The organism is Marinomonas sp. SBI8L, assembly GCF_001624705.1.
Classification (GTDB): domain Bacteria; phylum Pseudomonadota; class Gammaproteobacteria; order Pseudomonadales; family Marinomonadaceae; genus Marinomonas.
Map to the genome: position 1 here is coordinate 67436 of NZ_JSEO01000019.1, position 17329 is coordinate 84764.

Here is a 17329-nt window from a genome sequence, read left to right on the forward strand (position 1 = left end):
AGTTAGGATCTGATTTCTGTAAGGAGTATTACAAAGAATGAGTTTAGGTGTATCCATTCGTTCGTGGGTTGGCTCGACGCTGTTTGGTATCAGCTATGTTGTCTCTACCGTGATTGCAGGTGTTGTGGCTCCGCCGATTGCGCTGTGCTTTCCAGGTATACATAGACAAAAGGTCTTGAATGTTCACAATGCTATTTTGCTCTTCGCCTTTCGTATATTTTGCGGTGTGAAGGTGAATGTTCAGGGACGTGAAAATTTGGTTAAAGGTCGTTCCTATGTGATAGTTGCGAATCACCAAAGTGAGTGGGAAACCTATTTTCTTCAAGTGCTGGTTACGCCACTTTCTACGGTACTCAAGAAAGAGCTTTTGTCGGTGCCGTTTTTTGGTTGGGGTTTACGTATGGTTCAGCCAATCGCGATAGATCGTAGCCAGAAATCAAATGCGTTAAAGCAGATTTTGAAACAAGGTAAAGAGCGACTATTGGGCGGGCGTTCTGTATTGATCTTCCCAGAAGGCACGCGAGTAAAAGCAGGCGAAGAGAAAAGCTTTAATAAGGGGGCTGCCATGCTAGCGACTTCAGCGGGCAAACCTATTTTACCTATCGTACATAATGCGGGTGAGATTTGGCCAGGTAAGAAGTGGCTAAAACAACCAGGTACTATCAATGTCATCATAGGTGAATCAATTGAAGTAGAAGGTAAAAAGACTGGCGATATGCATGAAGAGATGGAAGTCTGGATGCGAGAAAATATGGCTAAGGTAACGACAAAGTAGGTTTATTTAGCGATTGTCGTCAAGATAAGAAAAAGGGAGTGAACCTGGTGGGTCACTCCCTTTTTTTATATCTGCTAATTATGCTTATCTAGAATTTTGGTTTGATAAAATCCGAGCAATAAAAAAGCCGCATAAGCGGCTTTTTTATTGCGTAGGTATAAGCCTACTACAGAATTAGTCTTCGTATTTCTTGAATACTAGGCTGGCATTTGTGCCGCCAAAACCAAAGCTGTTTGACATGATTTGCTTAAGGTTAGCATTATCGATGCGCTTAGTAACAACTGGAATATCACCAGCAGCTTCGTCAAGCTCATCAACGTTTGCTGACGCTACGATGAAGTCATTTTCCATCATAAGTAAGCTGTAAATTGCTTCGTGTACACCGGCTGCACCTAGAGAGTGGCCAGATAGTGATTTAGTTGAACTGATTTTTGGAATGTCGCCACCAAAAGTTTCGTTCACAGCTTGAAGCTCTTTCATGTCGCCAGCAGGAGTACTTGTACCGTGAGTGTTGATGTAATCAATATCACCCTCAGTTGTGCTCATAGCCATTTGCATGCAGCGTACAGCGCCTTCACCAGATGGAGCAACCATGTCATAGCCATCAGATGTTGCGCCGTAGCCCACTAGCTCACCGTAGATTTTAGCGCCACGAGCTTTAGCGTGTTCTAGTTCTTCAACAACAAGCATACCGCCACCACCTGCGATAACGAAACCATCACGGTTAGCGTCATATGCACGAGAAGCAACTTCTGGTGTGTCATTGTATTTAGAAGATAGTGCACCCATAGCATCAAACATGCAGGTTTGAGTCCAGCTTTCTTCTTCACCACCGCCAGCAAAAACAACATCTTGTTTGCCTAGCTGAATAAGCTCCATAGCGTTACCGATACAGTGAGCACTAGTAGAACAAGCAGAAGTGATTGAGTAGTTAACACCCTTAATTTTAAATGGTGTTGCAAGGCAAGCAGAAACTGTACTACCCATAGTTTGAGTAACACGGTAAGGGCCAACACGTTTAACGCCTTTATTGCGTAATGTGTCTGCTGAATCAACTAGGTTGCCAGCGGACGCACCACCAGAACCAGCGATCAAACCTGTACGAACATTAGATACTTGTTCTTCTGTTAGGCCAGAATCTGTGATTGCTTGTTGCATAGATACATAAGCATAAGTGGCAGCAGGGCCCATGAAACGACGAGTTTTACGGTCGATCATTTCATCAGAATCTAGGTCGATACGGCCACATACGTGACTGCGGAAGCCCATTTCTTTGTAATCATCCGCAAAACGAATGCCAGATTTGCCTTCAAGCAAAGAGTTTAAAACGCTCTCTTTGTCATTACCAAGACAGCTTACGATACCAAGACCAGTTACAACTACGCGACGCATAGGGTGTGCCTCTCTATTCTTAATCTTTAGAAATTGTCAGTTGAAGTAAACAAACCGACACGCAAATCAGTTGCTGTGTAGATCTCTCGACCATCAACACAAACGCTTCCATCTGCGATTCCCATTACTAGTTTACGCTCGATAACACGTTTTAAAGTAATGCGGAAAGTGACTTTTTTTGCTGTAGGTAGGATTTGACCTGTGAATTTAACTTCACCTGAACCTAGAGCGCGACCACGTCCTTTATTGCCTTTCCATCCAAGGAAAAAGCCAACTAGCTGCCACATGGCATCAAGACCTAGACAACCAGGCATTACTGGATCACCTGGGAAGTGGCAATCGAAAAACCAAAGATCAGGATTGATGTCTAGCTCAGCAATGATTTCACCTTTACCAAATTCACCGCCATCAACGGTTATGTTGGTGATTCTGTCGATCATTAGCATGTTGCCAACAGGTAGTTGTGCATTACCTGCGCCGAACATTTCGCCATGGCCGCACTTTAAAAGTTCGTCTTTCTCAAACGATGATTGAGTAGTCATTATATTCCTATTGCTACTTTAAGTAGGTTGACCTAAGTGTCTATCCACTTTTCAGTAGTTCAGTTATCAATTTTTAATCGGGCAAATTATATCGGTTAAGGGCGAAAATATGAATGTTTGAGTGCAAAAAAACCAATTTCGTTAAAAAAACTACTGAATTAAATGTTTGTAGAGGTTTACTAGTGTGTATTTTTTGATCTTTGAGGGGTGCGCCTTTCTTTTTGATATAACTTTTTTGTCAAAAGTGTTTTATGTTACATTCTCTGTTGTTATTTCACTTTGTGATGTTTTTTTACCTTATCTAGACACTAAATTGTACTGATTAGGCTTATTTTTGATGCTGGAGTTGAAGATGGAGAGTGCAAAACTGGCCCAAATCAGAGAGTGGCAAGCAGAGCTAATGCAATGGGAATATAAGATAGATGCGAATATGTCTTTGCGTGGAAAAACGTCTCTAGTTCGAAATGGTGAGAATGATCAAGAGGTTGATGACGGTAAGCCAATATTACATTTCTTACATGGAAATGGCTTTGCTTCTTTAACTTATGCTGAATTGCTTATGCCGCTTGCGGGTGAATATAAGATCTTTACCCAAGATGCGTCTGGGCATGGATTAAGTGGTGTAGATAAGCGTTTTGTTGGTTGGAATAAAACGGCTGAAAGATGTTTGCAAGCAGCACAACAACATTTGCCAAAGAGTCAGCCCAAAATAGGTTTTGCTCACAGCTTTGGTGGTTGCTTGACTATGCTAATGGCCGCTCAATCACCTGACTATTTTGATCGTTTGATTATTCTTGATCCTGCTCTTTTTCCACCAAAAATGCTTTGGTTAATTAGAGGGATGCGTTTCTCTGGTTTAATGACGCAGGTACCTATGGTGAAGCAAGCTAAAAGGCGCAAGGACAGTTGGCCTAATATTGAAAGTGCACGTAAGTACTTTACTGGACGAGGTACATTCAAAGGCTGGACTGACGAGAGCCTGTCTTGTTATTTAGATAACTCACTCAAAGTTGATGGGGCTGGCTGTAGTCGCTTGGTTTGTCCTCCTTGGATGGAGTCCGCCATCTTTGCCAGTTACCCTAAACGTCTTTGGAAAAGCCTGACAGAGTTACAAGTACCAACAACCATTATTGCAGGGAAAGATACTTTGCCTTTTTTTAAGCAGTCTTATGCCCATGCGGCAAAAGTGAATCGGAATATTGACTTGCTTGAAGTTGAGGGTGGTCATTGCTTTATGCTGGAGCGGCCAGATGAAATAGCAGCCCTAGTGAAATCACTTATTGAGCAGGTTTGATGCGTGCTTTTGAATACGCATAAAAAAGAGCCAGCATAATGTATGCTGGCTCTTTGGGTTTTAACCTTGCAGTATCTTCTTAGTTACGACGATTAACGGATGCTTTTGCTAAGTCGATAAGAGCTACTTTATATGGCGAGTCATCAAGAGGGGCTAGTGCATCGATTGCCAATTGTGCTTGGGCTTGCGCTGCTTTCTCTGTGTACTCAATAGCACCGCATGCTTGTACATCAGAAATGATGGCATCCAATTGCTCTAAGCCACCTGTTTCTATTGCATTACGAACTCTGTTGGCTGCATCTGTTGGTGCTGTTCGCATAGTGTAGATAAGAGGTAGTGTTGGTTTACCTTCAGCAAGGTCATCTCCAACATTTTTACCCATCTCTTCAGCTGTGCTGGTGTAATCCATTACGTCATCAATAAGTTGGAAAGCGGTACCAACATAAGTGCCATAGTTCGCTAAAGCTTGCTGTTGCTCTTTATTCGCATCTGCCACTATCGCGCCACAAAGTGCTGCGCCTTCAAACAGTTTCGCCGTTTTATATTGGATTACCTTAAGGTAGCTCTCTTCTGATGTGCTAGGGTCTCCACAGTTAATTAACTGTTGGACTTCGCCTTCTGAGATGATGTTGGTCGTTTCTGCCAAGATTTGCATACACTGCATGCTGCCAACTTCAACCATAATCTGAAAGGCGCGAGAATAAAGAAAGTCACCGACTAAAACGCTAGGTGCGTTGCCCCATTCTTCGTTCGCTGTTTTTTTACCACGGCGCATATCGGATTCATCGACTACATCATCATGTAGCAAAGTTGCTGTGTGGATAAACTCTATGATGGTTGCCATCTTGACCATATTGTCTTGATAGCTAGCGTCATTAGGTTTACCACAAGCGCGGGCAGCCATTAACACCAATAATGGACGTAATCTCTTACCGCCATTGCTAATAATGTAATAACCAATTTGCTCGATGAGCGGAATTTCACTTTTTAACTGGGATAAAATGTGGTCATTAACAAGACTAAATTCGTTATTAACGACCGCATGTATAGAGTTGGACGACATTAAATTTTTTCCAAGCTGGCTATTTTCCTAGCGAGTTTTCGGTCTGAAAACCGCAAGATTGCCACATGCTAGGTAAGGAGGGGGAAAGGGTCAACCCAAATCTCAAAATATGCGTGATAAATGTCTATATGTCTTGTTTTTACTGGTGTGATTTTGTACAATCCTGCGTCCGATTTATCCACATTTTGCTCCCTATCATATGGTGATTAAATTTTGGTGAGTTCTTGAGTCTCAATTCATGAGCTTTTTGAAATTTAGGCCACTAGAAGTAGGTCAAATAAAATCCAGTAGCCGGATAAATCTAATTGGAGAAAAACATGTTTGCAGTGATCAAAACCGGCGGTAAGCAATACCGTGTTCAAGAAGGCCAAGTCCTTAAGGTTGAAAAACTGGCAGTTGAAGCTGGTGGTAGCGTTGATTTCAACGAAGTACTACTAGTTAGCAATGGCGACGACGTTAAAGTTGGCGCACCAGTTGTTGAAGGCGTAAAAGTTGCAGCGGAAGTTGTATCTCATGGCCGCGGTGACAAAGTTAAGATTCTTAAATTCCGTCGTCGTAAGCACTCTATGAAGCGTCAAGGTCACCGTCAGTGGTTTACTGAAGTTAAAATCACAGCGATTGGCTAATACGTAACAAATTCAAAATTAAGGGGTAGATTATGGCTCATAAAAAGGCGGGTGGTAGTACTCGTAACGGTCGCGACTCGGAGTCGAAACGATTAGGTGTTAAACGTTTCGGTGGTCAAGTTGTGATTCCAGGTAACATTCTTGTTCGTCAGCGTGGTACTCAATTCCACCCTGGTGCAGGTGTTAAGATCGGTAAAGATCACACTTTATTCGCTGTGACTGAAGGTCAAGTGAAGTTCGAAGTGAAAGGTAAGTTTAAGCGTCGTACAGTTTCTGTAGTAGCAGCTTAATACTCGACCGAGTAAGAAAGAGCTCCGCTGTGGCGGGGCTTTTTTTTTGGAAAAATTATATAATAGATTTTTTGAGTGGTGCGAGCTTGTTTGCATCACTGATACTGTAATACACACCTAAGAGGTGATTCTGTGAAATTCGTTGATGAAGCCAGTATTTATGTACGGGCGGGCAAAGGTGGAAACGGTTGTTTAAGCTTTTGGCGTGAAAAATTTATTGCTAAAGGTGGCCCTGACGGCGGTGATGGTGGTGATGGCGGTAGTGTGCTTTTAGAGGCAGATGCTGCGCTCAATACCTTGATTGATTACCGCTACACTCGTCGCTACCAAGCTGAAACTGGTGAAGGTGGTAAGGGTCAAGATTGTACTGGTGCCAAAGGTGCTGACTTGACGCTAAAGGTGCCGGTGGGTACTACTATTATTGACGAAGACACAGGTGAAACTCTTGGTGACCTGACTCATGATGGCGAAACTCTTTGTGTGGCTCAAGGCGGCCATAGAGGTTTGGGTAATGTACGCTTTAAATCCAGTACTAACCGTGCGCCACGCCAAACAACGAAAGGCACTGAAGGTGAAGAGCGTAACCTTAAGCTTGAGATGAAAGTCTTGGCTGATGTTGGTTTGCTAGGTTTGCCAAATGCGGGTAAGTCTACTTTTATTCGTTCTGTTTCAGCGGCTAAGCCTAAAGTGGCGGATTACCCTTTTACGACGCTTGTGCCTAACTTGGGTGTTGTGAAAGTAAAGCAACATCAAAGTTTTGTTATTGCGGATATCCCCGGCATTATTGAGGGTGCTGCTGATGGTGCGGGTTTAGGTATTCGATTCTTGAAGCATCTAGTGCGTAACCGTATCTTGTTACATTTGGTTGATATGGCGCCTTGGGATGAAGTGACGCCTGCTCAAGCTGCTCAGGTTGCAGTGAATGAATTACATCAGTTTAGCCCTGTATTGGCTGGGCGTGAGCGTTGGTTGGTACTAAATAAAATCGATATGGTGCCGGCTGAAGAGCTAGAAGAGCGTTGTCAGGCTGTCATCGATGCATTGGGCTGGGAAGGCAAAACCTATCGTATTTCAGCAATTTCAGGGGAAGGCACTCAAGTTCTGTGTTTGGATTTGATGACTAAGCTGGATGAAATGCGTCAGTTGCTAGAAGACAGTGAAGAAGCGCGTGAAGCAGAAGAAGCTATGCGTTTGCAAATTGATGAAGAAGGTCGAGAGCGAATTAACTCTTACCGTATGGCTAAGCGTGCCGAGGCGCATGCAGCTAAAGAGGCGGCAGAGGATGATGACGACTTCGATGATGATGATTACGATGTTGATGTGGAATATGTCCGTTAAGGGTGTGTTCGCTCGATATTAAGTTTTGAAAATAAGGCATCTTGATTTTGGTTAAGGTGCCTTATTTTTTGGTCCTTTGGTGGGGAAGGCGAAAAGAGAATGTCACAAAATATTTCAAGAGAAAAAATTGCTCAAGCTCAGCGTATTGTAGTGAAGATTGGTAGTGCTTTGCTGACCAATGATGGGCAAGGTTTAGATGTAGGGCGAATTGGTGATTGGGTGGAGCAGATAGCTCAGTTGCGCGCTATGGGTAAAGAGGTTGTATTGGTTTCATCTGGCTCAATCGCGGCTGGTATGAAGCGCTTAGGCTTTACGAAGAGGCCGACTCAGGTAAATGAGTTACAAGCGTCTGCAGCGGTGGGGCAGATGGAGTTGGTTGGTGTGTATGAGTCTCATTTTGTGAAGCATGGCCTGCATACAGCGCAAATTTTGTTAACGCATGATGACTTGTCTAATCGTCGTCGTTATTTGAATGCTAGGTCTGCGTTGCGAACCTTGTTGAGTTTAGGGGCAGTCCCCATCGTCAATGAAAACGATACTGTTGTGACGGACGAAATCCGCTTTGGTGATAATGATACTTTGGGGGCTTTGGTTGCCAATCTTGTTGAGGCAGACCTTTTGATTATACTGACTGACCAGCAGGGCTTGTTTGATAAAAACCCAAGAGATCATGCTGATGCGACATTAATTTCACATGCATTAGCGTCTGATGAAAGGTTAGAGTCTATGGCTAGTGGCGGTGCTGGTGTTTTGGGGAGTGGTGGCATGCTAACTAAAGTGAAAGCGGCAAGTTTGGCTGCACGTTCTGGTGCGGATACCTTAATTGCTTCAGGGCGAGAGCAGAATGTGATTGCTCGTTTGATGCAGGCAGAGTTGCTGGGTACTTGGTTGCAGCCTGAGCAAGAAAGGTTGGTTGCTCGTAAGCAGTGGTTGGCTGGGCACCTTAAGGCACGTGGGACGCTAACGCTAGATAAAGGGGCTGTTAAAGCACTGAAGTCAGGTGGGAGTAGTCTATTGCCTGTAGGTGTGAAAGACGCATCAGGTGACTTTACTCGTGGTGAAATGGTTGTTTGTGTGAGTGAGGCGGGTGAGATAGTAGCGCGAGGATTGGTTAACTATTCTGTGGCTGAATCTTTGAAGCTACTAGGAAAGCCATCTTCTAAGATAGGTGAAGTGTTGGGTTATGAAGGTGAGCCAGAGTTAATTCATCGTGATGACCTGGTTATTGTTTAAGTTAAATGGGGAATAGGCATGGCAAAGCCGAGTAAAACTGGGTTGACGAGAGTGATAGATGCAACAGGTTATTCGTTTCAGGGATTGAAGGCTCAGTGGAAGTATGAGGCGGCTTTTAGGCAGGAGATTTGTCTATTCTTGCTTGCGTTGCCATTCGCTTTGTATTTTGGTGAAACTGGGCTTGAGCGTGCTTTATTGATTTTTGTAGTTGGGCTTGTGGTCATAGTTGAAACGATTAATTCAGCAATGGAGGCTGTTGTTGATCGTGTGGGAGATGAGTATCACGAGCTCTCTGGAAGGGCGAAGGATATGGGCTCTGCTGCTGTATTTTTAGCTTTGGTATTAGCTGGTTCGGTATGGTTGCTAGTATTGGTACCAAAATATATGGCTTAGCCATATATTTCAGACATAAAAAAACCGGCTGATGCCGGTTTTTTTAATGCGACTTGAAAATCAATTAAGCAGCTAGTGCTTTGATTTTCGCGCTTAAACGGCTCTTATGACGAGACGCTTTGTTTTTGTGGTAAAGACCTTTACCAGCAGCTTTGTCCATTTGAGACGTTGCTGCAACGAATGCTGCTTGAGCGTCCGCTTGGTTACCTGCTTCAATAGCAGCATCTACTTTTTTCAGGTATGTGCGCACCATAGAGCGCAGGCCACCATTGTGAGCGCGACGCTTGATAGCCTGGCGTGCACGTTTTTTTGATCCGGCGGAATTTGCCACTGTCTGGCTCCTTTGAATTCTTTAAAATGAAACGAAGACGCACTCTGCGTCTTCGAGGAATAAATGTCAAGTAATACTTGAAAATCTCGCGGCGAATTTTACCAGCTTTTCACTTTACCACAACCCCCTGTTGAGTACTTTTTATCACATTTAGCGTGGCTTTTTGCTTATTCCCTTTGGTGTTGAGGTGTTATCCTTGCTGAAATTTTAAAAAATCATGTTTTGGATGGATATGGAATCACCGAACCTCGAAAAAAAGCCAGGATCAAAAGTGGCTAAAAAAAGCGCTTCCTTACTTAGATCTGGTGTTCTTGTCTCCATCTGTACCATGTTGTCGCGCGTATTAGGTTTGGTGCGAGATGCTGCTTTAGCATTTGTATTGGGGGCAAGTGGTAGTGCTGATGCTTTCTATGTGGCGTTTAAAATTCCAAATTTCCTGCGCCGCCTATTTGCAGAAGGGGCCTTTGCGCAAGCTTTTGTACCTGTATTAAGTGACTATAAGGTGAATCAAGGGCAGGCCGCCGTAAAGGAGCTGGTCTCTGCTGTTTCTGGCTCTTTAGGTTTGGTCTTGTTGTTGGTCAGTGCCTTGTTTATGGCCTTCTCCCCTTGGGTGGTTTATGTATTTGCTCCTGGTTTTGCTGATAATGCTGAGCAGCTAGCTTTAGCGTCTGATCTTTTGACTATTACGTTTCCATATCTCATGTTCATTTCCTTAACAGCTTTAGCTGGCGGGATACTAAATAGTCATGATGAGTATGCTATTCCAGCGATTACCCCCATTTTTCTAAACTTGTCCTTGATTGTTGCGACTGTATTTTTTGCAAATAACGCTTTGCAGAAAGAAACTGCGATAGCTTGGGGTGTGTTCGCAGCAGGTGCTTTGCAACTTGCTTTTCAGTTGCCTTTCTTGGCTAAGCTTAATCTATTGCCTATGCCTAGCTTGGGGTTCTCTCACCCAGGTGTTAAGCGCATTTTTAAACTTATGCTACCTGCTTTGTTCGGCGTGTCTGTTAGCCAAATCAATTTGTTATTAGATACAATTTTGGCCTCCTTTCTGCAAACAGGCAGTATTACTTGGTTGTACTTGTCTGATCGTTTATATGAATTGCCACTTGGGATTTTTGCTATCGCAATAAGTACGGTTATTTTGCCTTCGTTATCTCGCAGTTTTGCTGGTGAGGAATCTGAACGCTTTACCTCAACTCTAGATTGGGGGTTAAGGACTGTGCTACTTATTGCTGTGCCATCTTCGCTGGCGCTTTATCTTTTAGCTGAGCCTCTAATTGCGACAATTTTCTATCGTGGCGCGCTAACGGTTCATGATGTCTCTATGGCAGCTGTGAGTTTGCAGGCTTACTCTGTGGGCTTGGTGTTTATGATGCTCATTAAGGTGCTGGCGCCAGCTTATTATGCAAGGCAAGATACAAAAACTCCGGTGAAGATTGGTATTATCGCTATGGTGGCTAATATGGCTTTTAACCTTATTTTGGTTGGGCCTTTTGGGCATGTTGGTTTGGCTATGGCCACAACGTTGTCTGCTGCTTTAAACGCGTTTCTTTTGTGGCACGGCTTGAGAAAAAGGTCGCTGCATCAGTTTAACTCAGATTGGATTAAACCTTGTTTCGCTATTTTGTTGGGCGTTTCTTGTTTGGCGGGTCTTTTGTTGTGGCACAACGCTCTAACAGTTGATTGGACTCAATTGCCTGATTTGGAGCGAGTATGGCGAATTGCGTTAGTGGTTATTGCTGGTGTGTTGGTTTATTTTGCTGGACTGTTTTTAGGTGGTTTTAGGCCGAGAATGCTAAAAGCCTAACCCTTTGCTATCGCTTAGTTCTAATGATTTTTGAGTAATTTGGTCTAACAGTCCCTATATACTAATAGGATTTCGGGGCATGGCTATCGTCTCTCAATTAACTGCTATATAATCTCGGTTATTTTTTCAGCGAAACGTCTTTCTCTTTGATGGGGCAATATGGAGTTAATTCGGGGTATTCATAATATCCGACAACAACATCGTCAGTGTGTATTGACCATTGGTAATTTTGATGGGGTACATCTTGGGCATCAAGCGATTCTCAAACGAGTAAAAGAGTTGGCACAAAAGTATCAAGTGCCATCTTGCATTATGATTTTTGAGCCTCAACCAAGAGAATACTTTGCCGGTATGAAAGCACCGGGAAGGATTAGCCGTTTACGTGATAAACTACGTTTTTTGCAAGAGCAAGGTATAGATTACGTTCTGTGCATGCCTTTCAATAAAAAGATTCAAGAATTAGATGCTGAAGCATTCTGTCAGACTATTTTGCAGAACGGCTTGGCAGTGCAGCATTTGGTTGTAGGTGATGACTTCCGTTTTGGTTGTGATCGCCAAGGTGATTTTAGTTATTTAAATGAATTCGGTCAGCGACATCAGTTTGCTGTTGAAAATACACCTTCGGTCTTGTCTGATGAAGGTGAACGAATTAGCAGCTCTTTGGTGAGAGAGAGTTTGGCTCATGGGCAGATGGTGAAAGCCGAAGCTTTATTGGGGCATCCTGTCATTTTATCGGGGCGTGTTGTTCATGGTCAGAAGTTAGGTCGTACACTCGGCTTTCCAACGGCTAATGTACATTTGAAAATTGCGAGCCCTGCCATGAGTGGGGTTTATGCAGTGCAGCTTGTAAAACAAGGTGTTGCTTATAACGGTGTTGCCAATATAGGTTGTCGGCCTACGGTAAATGGTGTGACACCAATATTAGAAGTGCACTTATTCGAATATCAAGGCTCTTTATACGATGATTATGTGTTGGTGCATTTTTGTCACTATATTCGAGAAGAGCGAAAAATGTCTGGCTTAGATGAGCTAGTTAAACAAATTCAATGTGACAAAGAAGCCGCTCAGCACTTCTTTGCAAATCAGTAACCTGATAATCAGCACCCTGATGATCTTTGAGGAAAAATCGAAAAACCATGAGTGATTATAAACCAACTCTGAATTTGCCAAATACTGACTTCCCTATGCGTGGAGACTTGGCAAAACGTGAACCAGCTATGCTTAAGCATTGGCAGGATATCGACCTGTATCAGAAAATTCGAGATACCAGTAAAGGTCGTAAATCTTTTATTTTGCATGATGGTCCTCCATATGCGAATGGCGATATTCATATTGGTCACGCAGTTAATAAAATCCTCAAAGATATTATTGTTAAATCTAAAACAGTAAGTGGTTTTGATGCGCCTTATATCCCAGGCTGGGATTGCCACGGTTTGCCTATCGAGCACAAAGTTGAGCAAATGATAGGTAAGGCTGGCACTAAAGTGACTCATAAAGAGTTCCGCGCTAAGTGTCGCGAATATGCTTTGACGCAAGTGAATGGACAGAAGAAAGATTTTATTCGTCTTGGTGTTATGGGTGATTGGGATAAACCTTATCTAACCATGAACTTTGAGACGGAAGCTAATATAGTAAGAGCGCTTGGCAAGATTGCTGATAATGGCCACCTAGTAAAAGGTTTTAAGCCAGTTTATTGGAGTGTGGTTGGTGGCTCTGCATTGGCTGAAGCTGAAGTTGAGTATCAGGACAAAACATCCTTATCTCTTGATGTTCGTTTTGTTGTTGCTGATCAAGATGCTGTATTGGCTAAATTTACAGATGTTGAAGGTGAAGGTCAGGTATCGGTTGTTATCTGGACCACAACACCTTGGACATTACCTGCCAACCAAGCAGTTTCTCTACATGCAGAGTTTAATTATGCTTTGGTTGAGCTTGACCTTGGTACTGGTAAAGAGCGTCTTATCCTAGCTGAAGACATGGTTGAAGGCATAATGGGTCGTTACGGTGTTGAAGAATATCGTATCGTTGGTCGTGCTAAAGGTGATGTGCTAAATGGCACGTTAATGCAGCATCCATTTGCTGGTCGCCAAGTGCCTGTGATTTTAGGTGATCATGTGACCACTGAGGCGGGTACTGGTGCAGTGCATACAGCGCCTGACCATGGTGTAGATGACTTTAATGTTGGTCGTGCTAACGGTTTAGGTACACTTAACCTAGTTAATGATGGTGGTGTATATACTGATGCAGCGGGTGCTTTTGCAGGTCAACATGTTTATAAAGTTGATGCCGCTATCCTTGAGGCCCTAGAAGAAAACAAAGCATTGGTTAAGCAAGATAAAATCTTCCACAGTTATCCACATTGCTGGCGTACCAAAACACCGCTAATTTATCGTGCAACGCCACAGTGGTTTATCAGTATGACCGAAGAAGGTTTACAGGATAAAGCGCTAGATGCGGTAGAAGGCGTAAGCTGGGTGCCTAGCTGGGGTCAGAATCGTATTGAAGGTATGCTAAAAAACAGTCCAGATTGGTGTGTTTCTCGTCAGCGTACTTGGGGTGTGCCAATTACCTTGTTTATCAATAAAGATACACAAGAGCTTCACCCTGAAACAACTCGCCTAGTTGAAGAGGTTGCTAAGCGTATAGAAAAAGAAGGCATTGATGCTTGGTTCGATTTAGATGCGACGGAACTTCTAGGTGACGATGCAGATAAATACAGCAAGGTTACTGACACATTAGATGTTTGGTTTGACTCTGGTGTTACTCACTATTCAGTGATTGATCAACGCGACGAGCTAACTTTCCCTGCTGATCTTTATTTAGAAGGTTCTGACCAGCACCGTGGTTGGTTTCAATCTTCTTTGAAGACATCTATCGCTGTTCGTGGCGTGGCACCATACAAACAAGTTTTGACTCATGGTTTCACCGTTGATGGTGACGGCCGTAAGATGTCTAAATCTTTAGGAAATGTTTTATCTCCTCAGAAGGTGATGAATAGCCTAGGTGCTGACATCATTCGTCTTTGGGTTGCTGCAACAGATTACACAACTGAAATGACAGTGTCTGATGAGATTCTTAAGCGTGTTGCTGACTCTTATCGTCGTATTCGTAATACAGCTCGTTTCATGATGGCAAACTTGAATGGTTTCGACCCTGTTACTGATATGGTCGCGCCTGCAGATATGCTGTCTTTGGATAGTTGGGTAGTTGATCGCGCAGCACAATTGCAAAAAGAGATTGATCAGGCTTATAACGACTACCAATTCCATACAGTAAACCAAAAGATCCAGAACTTCTGTTCAGAAGATCTTGGCAGTTTCTATTTGGATATTATTAAAGACCGTCAATACACAACTCAAGAAAACAGTCTTGCCCGTCGTTCAGCGCAAACGGCTTTGTTCCATGTTATGGAAGCCTTCACTCGTTGGATTTCTCCAATCTTGAGTTTTACCGCTGATGAAATCTGGCGTTCTATGCCTGGTGAGCGTGCCGAGTCTGTGTTCCTAGAAACTTGGTATGAAGGTTTAGTTGAATTAGACGGTAGTGAAGCGCAAGGTCGAGAATTCTGGAAGCAGATCCTTGAAGCGAAAGTGGCGACTAATAAGGTATTAGAAGCTGCCCGTAGTGAAGGTAAGATCAAAGCAAGCTTGAGTGCTGAAATTACCCTTTACTGTGATGATGCACTAACGGCTAACTTGAATGTATTGGGTGAAGAATTAAGGTTCGTATTGATTGCATCTAATGTCACTGTGAAGCCACTGGATCAAGCTGGCGATGACGCTGTCGCATCAGAGATGGAAGGTCTTAAAGTTAGTGTTCAGCTAAGCGAAAAAGCGAAGTGTGTGCGTTGCTGGCACCATAGGGAAGAAGTGGGTCAACGTGAAGCGCATCCTGAGCTTTGTGATCGTTGTATCAGTAACTTGCCTGATGGAGAAGGTGAAAAACGCCTTTACGCTTAATGACCAAGTCTTTTGTATGGCAACAACTCCAGCGCTGGTGGGCGCTGGCGTTAGTTATTTTTGGCTTAGATTGGCTGGTTAAGCAATGGGTCGATACTAGCTTGAGATATGGGCAGGAAATTTCTGTCCTACCTTTTTTTGATATTACCCTGAGGTACAATACTGGCGCAGCGTTTAGCTTTCTTGCAGATGCTGGTGGCTGGCAGCGATGGTTCTTCTCTATTATTGCTATTGTGGTTGTGATTGGAATTAGCTGGCGATTAGTAAAGATTGCCTCATCCAATTACTGGGAGGCCTTATCTTTAACTCTTATATTGGGTGGTGCGATAGGAAATCTTTATGATCGACTTGCCTACGGTCATGTTGTTGACTATCTACAGTTCCATTGGCAACAAACCTGGTACTTTCCCGCTTTTAATATTGCCGATTCGGCCATCACTTTAGGTGTAATTGTGATGTTGCTAGAAGGCTATCTGAATAAAAAATTTACGAACAAGAGCAAATGATAATGATTTCAAAAACAAGCCAGATCACAATGCATTTTGAGTTGGCATTAGAAGATGGTCAGTTAGTTGACAGTAATTTTGATAAAGCACCTGCTGAATTTAAGTTTGGTGATGGCAGCTTGCTGGAAGCATTTGAAGATGTTTTGCTTGGTTTGAAAGAAGGTGATGAGTGTGAATTCACCATGCCTCCTGAAAAAGCGTTTGGTCAGCATAATCCAAATAATGTTCAGACAATGCCGCGCAGCCAATTCGATATGGATCTTGAAGAAGGCATGATAGTGTCTTTTGCTGATGTGGGTAAGAATGAATTACCTGGTGTGATTGCTTCAATTGCTGAAGATGAAGTAACAGTAGATTTTAATCATCCTTTAGCAGGTCGCACACTTACTTATCGAGTTAAAATAGTATCTGTATCGGAGTCTGTATGAGCTTTGCTATCCAGCTAGCAAACCCGAGAGGTTTTTGCGCAGGTGTGGATCGCGCGATTGATATTGTTAATCGCTGTCTAGATTTATTTGAGGCACCTATCTATGTTCGCCATGAAGTTGTGCATAACAAATTTGTGGTTGAGTCTTTAAAGGCGCGCGGAGCTGTCTTCGTTGATGAGCTGGATCAAGTGCCTGATGATAACTTGGTTATCTTTAGTGCTCATGGTGTATCTAAGGCTGTGAGGCTTGAGGCTGAAAATCGTGGCCTTAAAGTGTTTGATGCTACATGCCCGTTAGTAACTAAAGTACACCTAGAAGTAGTGCGCTATTCTCGTGATGGTATGGAGTGCGTGCTTATTGGGCACGATGGGCACCCTGAAGTTGAGGGTACCATGGGGCAGTATGACTATAGTAAAGGTGGGCATATCTACTTGGTAGAAAGCCCAGAAGATGTTGCTAAGCTTAAAGTTAAAAATCCAGAGAAGTTAGCTTTTGTCACTCAGACTACGCTATCTATGGATGATGCATCTGTTGTTATTGACTCTTTACGTGAGCATTTTCCTTTAATACGCGGACCTAAGAAAGACGATATCTGCTATGCAACTCAAAATCGTCAAGATGCGGTTAAGAAGTTGGCAGAAGAATCGTCATTAGTATTGGTCGTTGGCTCGGTAAATAGCTCTAACTCGAATCGACTAAAAGAGTTGGCTGAGCGTATGGGGACAACTGCCTACCTAATCGATAATGCAGCTGAAATTAAATGCGAATGGTTAAAAGGTATATATAGTATCGGTATTACTGCTGGTGCATCGGCGCCTGAAGTCTTGGTCCAAGAAGTGATTGCGCGATTGGAAGAAGAAGGTGGCGAAAGTCCGCAAGAATTGGCTGGCCAAGAAGAGAATGTCTCCTTTTCTATTCCAAAAGAGTTAAGAATTGTCGATTTGACTAAATAAAGATCAGAAAATGTACGTTTTGCTATTTATTTGAATTAATTCAAATAAATAGCAAAAAACACTTGCCTTAAAAAATCATGTGCGTATTATACGCCTCCACTGACACGGGGTAGCAAACAAAGCTTACACCGACAGCTTACCAAGTAAGCGATTACAAACAGAACATTGTTTAGTAAGTTAGACGCTCTTTAAAATAGTTAATCAGATAATTTGTGTGGGCACTCGCTAGAGACTTCAGCAAGTTATTCGAGTTATTGCTTTTTAAGTGATGTTCGAATGACTACAAAAAAATTGAAGTCTTACGAGAGTCGATACTAAAACGCTTTATGTTTGATTCATTAGATTGGATCGAGTTTTAAAGTCAGCAGTAAAGATTTGAGTGAGCAATGATTT

At 43.0% G+C, this 17329-nt stretch carries 17 protein-coding genes; 13 read left to right on the forward strand and 4 right to left on the reverse strand.

The genetic code is table 11. From position 1 onward, the window contains the following. The first annotated feature begins 37 nt into the window (after positions 1-37). Positions 38-775, forward strand: a complete 738-nt coding sequence (locus tag OA91_RS22075) for a lysophospholipid acyltransferase family protein (RefSeq protein WP_046019600.1) — start codon at positions 38-40, stop codon at positions 773-775. A gap of 174 nt (positions 776-949) precedes the next feature. On the opposite strand, the gene fabB is transcribed toward OA91_RS22075, so the two are convergent. Beyond that, complete coding sequence (gene fabB, locus OA91_RS22080) at positions 950-2167, reverse strand: beta-ketoacyl-ACP synthase I (RefSeq protein WP_046019599.1); 1218 nt, start codon at positions 2165-2167, stop codon at positions 950-952. A 26-nt stretch (positions 2168-2193) separates the two neighbouring features. Continuing rightward, the gene (gene fabA / locus OA91_RS22085) at positions 2194-2709 is read right to left on the reverse strand and encodes a bifunctional 3-hydroxydecanoyl-ACP dehydratase/trans-2-decenoyl-ACP isomerase (protein WP_046019598.1); all 516 of its coding nucleotides are present in this window, start codon (positions 2707-2709) and stop codon (positions 2194-2196) included. A gap of 352 nt (positions 2710-3061) precedes the next feature. Between fabA and OA91_RS22090 the strand changes: the two genes are divergently transcribed. Continuing rightward, positions 3062-4003, forward strand: coding sequence for an alpha/beta fold hydrolase (locus OA91_RS22090; RefSeq protein WP_063339863.1), 942 nt, complete (start codon positions 3062-3064; stop codon positions 4001-4003). Positions 4004-4082: 79 nt separating this feature from the next. On the opposite strand, the gene OA91_RS22095 is transcribed toward OA91_RS22090, so the two are convergent. Continuing rightward, positions 4083-5066: a polyprenyl synthetase family protein gene (locus tag OA91_RS22095; RefSeq protein ID WP_046019597.1), complete on the reverse strand. Its 984-nt coding sequence runs from the start codon at positions 5064-5066 to the stop codon at positions 4083-4085. A gap of 317 nt (positions 5067-5383) precedes the next feature. Between OA91_RS22095 and rplU the strand changes: the two genes are divergently transcribed. The 5 genes from rplU to OA91_RS22120 all read left to right on the forward strand — a co-directional run bounded on the left by rplU (position 5384) and on the right by OA91_RS22120 (position 8946). Beyond that, on the forward strand, positions 5384-5692 hold the full coding sequence (gene rplU / locus OA91_RS22100) for a 50S ribosomal protein L21 (protein WP_046019596.1): 309 nt from the start codon (positions 5384-5386) through the stop codon (positions 5690-5692). A 32-nt stretch (positions 5693-5724) separates the two neighbouring features. Then, the gene (rpmA, locus tag OA91_RS22105; protein WP_009836263.1) at positions 5725-5982 is read left to right on the forward strand and encodes a 50S ribosomal protein L27; all 258 of its coding nucleotides are present in this window, start codon (positions 5725-5727) and stop codon (positions 5980-5982) included. A gap of 132 nt (positions 5983-6114) precedes the next feature. Beyond that, positions 6115-7320, forward strand: coding sequence for an Obg family GTPase CgtA (gene cgtA / locus OA91_RS22110; RefSeq protein WP_046019595.1), 1206 nt, complete (start codon positions 6115-6117; stop codon positions 7318-7320). Between the two features lie 99 nt (positions 7321-7419). Beyond that, the gene (proB, locus tag OA91_RS22115) at positions 7420-8553 is read left to right on the forward strand and encodes a glutamate 5-kinase (protein ID WP_063339864.1); all 1134 of its coding nucleotides are present in this window, start codon (positions 7420-7422) and stop codon (positions 8551-8553) included. 18 nt (positions 8554-8571) lie between these two features. Beyond that, positions 8572-8946: a diacylglycerol kinase gene (locus tag OA91_RS22120; protein ID WP_063339865.1), complete on the forward strand. Its 375-nt coding sequence runs from the start codon at positions 8572-8574 to the stop codon at positions 8944-8946. Positions 8947-9010: 64 nt separating this feature from the next. On the opposite strand, the gene rpsT is transcribed toward OA91_RS22120, so the two are convergent. Further along, positions 9011-9277: a 30S ribosomal protein S20 gene (gene rpsT, locus OA91_RS22125; RefSeq protein WP_009836308.1), complete on the reverse strand. Its 267-nt coding sequence runs from the start codon at positions 9275-9277 to the stop codon at positions 9011-9013. 232 nt (positions 9278-9509) lie between these two features. Here rpsT and murJ point away from each other — a divergent pair, with 232 nt between their 5' ends. The 6 genes from murJ (at position 9510) to ispH (ending at position 16936) form a co-directional block, all read left to right on the forward strand. Continuing rightward, complete coding sequence (gene murJ, locus OA91_RS22130) at positions 9510-11090, forward strand: murein biosynthesis integral membrane protein MurJ (protein WP_082828075.1); 1581 nt, start codon at positions 9510-9512, stop codon at positions 11088-11090. A 159-nt stretch (positions 11091-11249) separates the two neighbouring features. Beyond that, a complete protein-coding gene (ribF, locus tag OA91_RS22135; RefSeq protein ID WP_063339866.1) occupies positions 11250-12179 on the forward strand; it encodes a bifunctional riboflavin kinase/FAD synthetase in 930 nt (309 codons plus the stop codon). A 47-nt stretch (positions 12180-12226) separates the two neighbouring features. Beyond that, positions 12227-15049, forward strand: coding sequence for an isoleucine--tRNA ligase (ileS, locus tag OA91_RS22140; RefSeq protein ID WP_063339867.1), 2823 nt, complete (start codon positions 12227-12229; stop codon positions 15047-15049). Then, a complete protein-coding gene (lspA, locus tag OA91_RS22145) occupies positions 15049-15555 on the forward strand; it encodes a signal peptidase II (RefSeq protein WP_063339868.1) in 507 nt (168 codons plus the stop codon). The genes ileS and lspA overlap by 1 nt, the downstream gene beginning before the upstream one ends. Next, positions 15552-15983 carry an FKBP-type peptidyl-prolyl cis-trans isomerase gene (gene fkpB, locus OA91_RS22150; protein ID WP_046019589.1) on the forward strand — a complete coding sequence of 144 codons (432 nt, stop codon included), beginning with the start codon at positions 15552-15554 and terminating at the stop codon, positions 15981-15983. Before lspA ends, fkpB begins: the two co-directional genes overlap by 4 nt. After that, entirely contained in the window at positions 15980-16936 is a 957-nt protein-coding gene (ispH, locus tag OA91_RS22155) for a 4-hydroxy-3-methylbut-2-enyl diphosphate reductase (protein ID WP_063339869.1), read from the forward strand. Before fkpB ends, ispH begins: the two co-directional genes overlap by 4 nt. Positions 16937-17329 lie beyond the last annotated feature (393 nt).

What these genes read in the sequence shown, in the direction of transcription:
- OA91_RS22075 (WP_046019600.1), top strand. Translation starts at nt 38, where the DNA reads ATGAGTTTAGGTGTATCCATTCGTTCGTGGGTTGGCTCGACGCTGTTT.
- fabB (WP_046019599.1), bottom strand. Translation starts at nt 2,167, where the DNA reads ATGCGTCGCGTAGTTGTAACTGGTCTTGGTATCGTAAGCTGTCTTGGT.
- fabA (WP_046019598.1), bottom strand. Translation starts at nt 2,709, where the DNA reads ATGACTACTCAATCATCGTTTGAGAAAGACGAACTTTTAAAGTGCGGC.
- OA91_RS22090 (WP_063339863.1), top strand. Translation starts at nt 3,062, where the DNA reads ATGGAGAGTGCAAAACTGGCCCAAATCAGAGAGTGGCAAGCAGAGCTA.
- OA91_RS22095 (WP_046019597.1), bottom strand. Translation starts at nt 5,066, where the DNA reads ATGTCGTCCAACTCTATACATGCGGTCGTTAATAACGAATTTAGTCTT.
- rplU (WP_046019596.1), top strand. Translation starts at nt 5,384, where the DNA reads ATGTTTGCAGTGATCAAAACCGGCGGTAAGCAATACCGTGTTCAAGAA.
- rpmA (WP_009836263.1), top strand. Translation starts at nt 5,725, where the DNA reads ATGGCTCATAAAAAGGCGGGTGGTAGTACTCGTAACGGTCGCGACTCG.
- proB (WP_063339864.1), top strand. Translation starts at nt 7,420, where the DNA reads ATGTCACAAAATATTTCAAGAGAAAAAATTGCTCAAGCTCAGCGTATT.
- OA91_RS22120 (WP_063339865.1), top strand. Translation starts at nt 8,572, where the DNA reads ATGGCAAAGCCGAGTAAAACTGGGTTGACGAGAGTGATAGATGCAACA.
- murJ (WP_082828075.1), top strand. Translation starts at nt 9,510, where the DNA reads ATGGAATCACCGAACCTCGAAAAAAAGCCAGGATCAAAAGTGGCTAAA.
- ribF (WP_063339866.1), top strand. Translation starts at nt 11,250, where the DNA reads ATGGAGTTAATTCGGGGTATTCATAATATCCGACAACAACATCGTCAG.
- ileS (WP_063339867.1), top strand. Translation starts at nt 12,227, where the DNA reads ATGAGTGATTATAAACCAACTCTGAATTTGCCAAATACTGACTTCCCT.
- lspA (WP_063339868.1), top strand. Translation starts at nt 15,049, where the DNA reads ATGACCAAGTCTTTTGTATGGCAACAACTCCAGCGCTGGTGGGCGCTG.
- fkpB (WP_046019589.1), top strand. Translation starts at nt 15,552, where the DNA reads ATGATAATGATTTCAAAAACAAGCCAGATCACAATGCATTTTGAGTTG.
- ispH (WP_063339869.1), top strand. Translation starts at nt 15,980, where the DNA reads ATGAGCTTTGCTATCCAGCTAGCAAACCCGAGAGGTTTTTGCGCAGGT.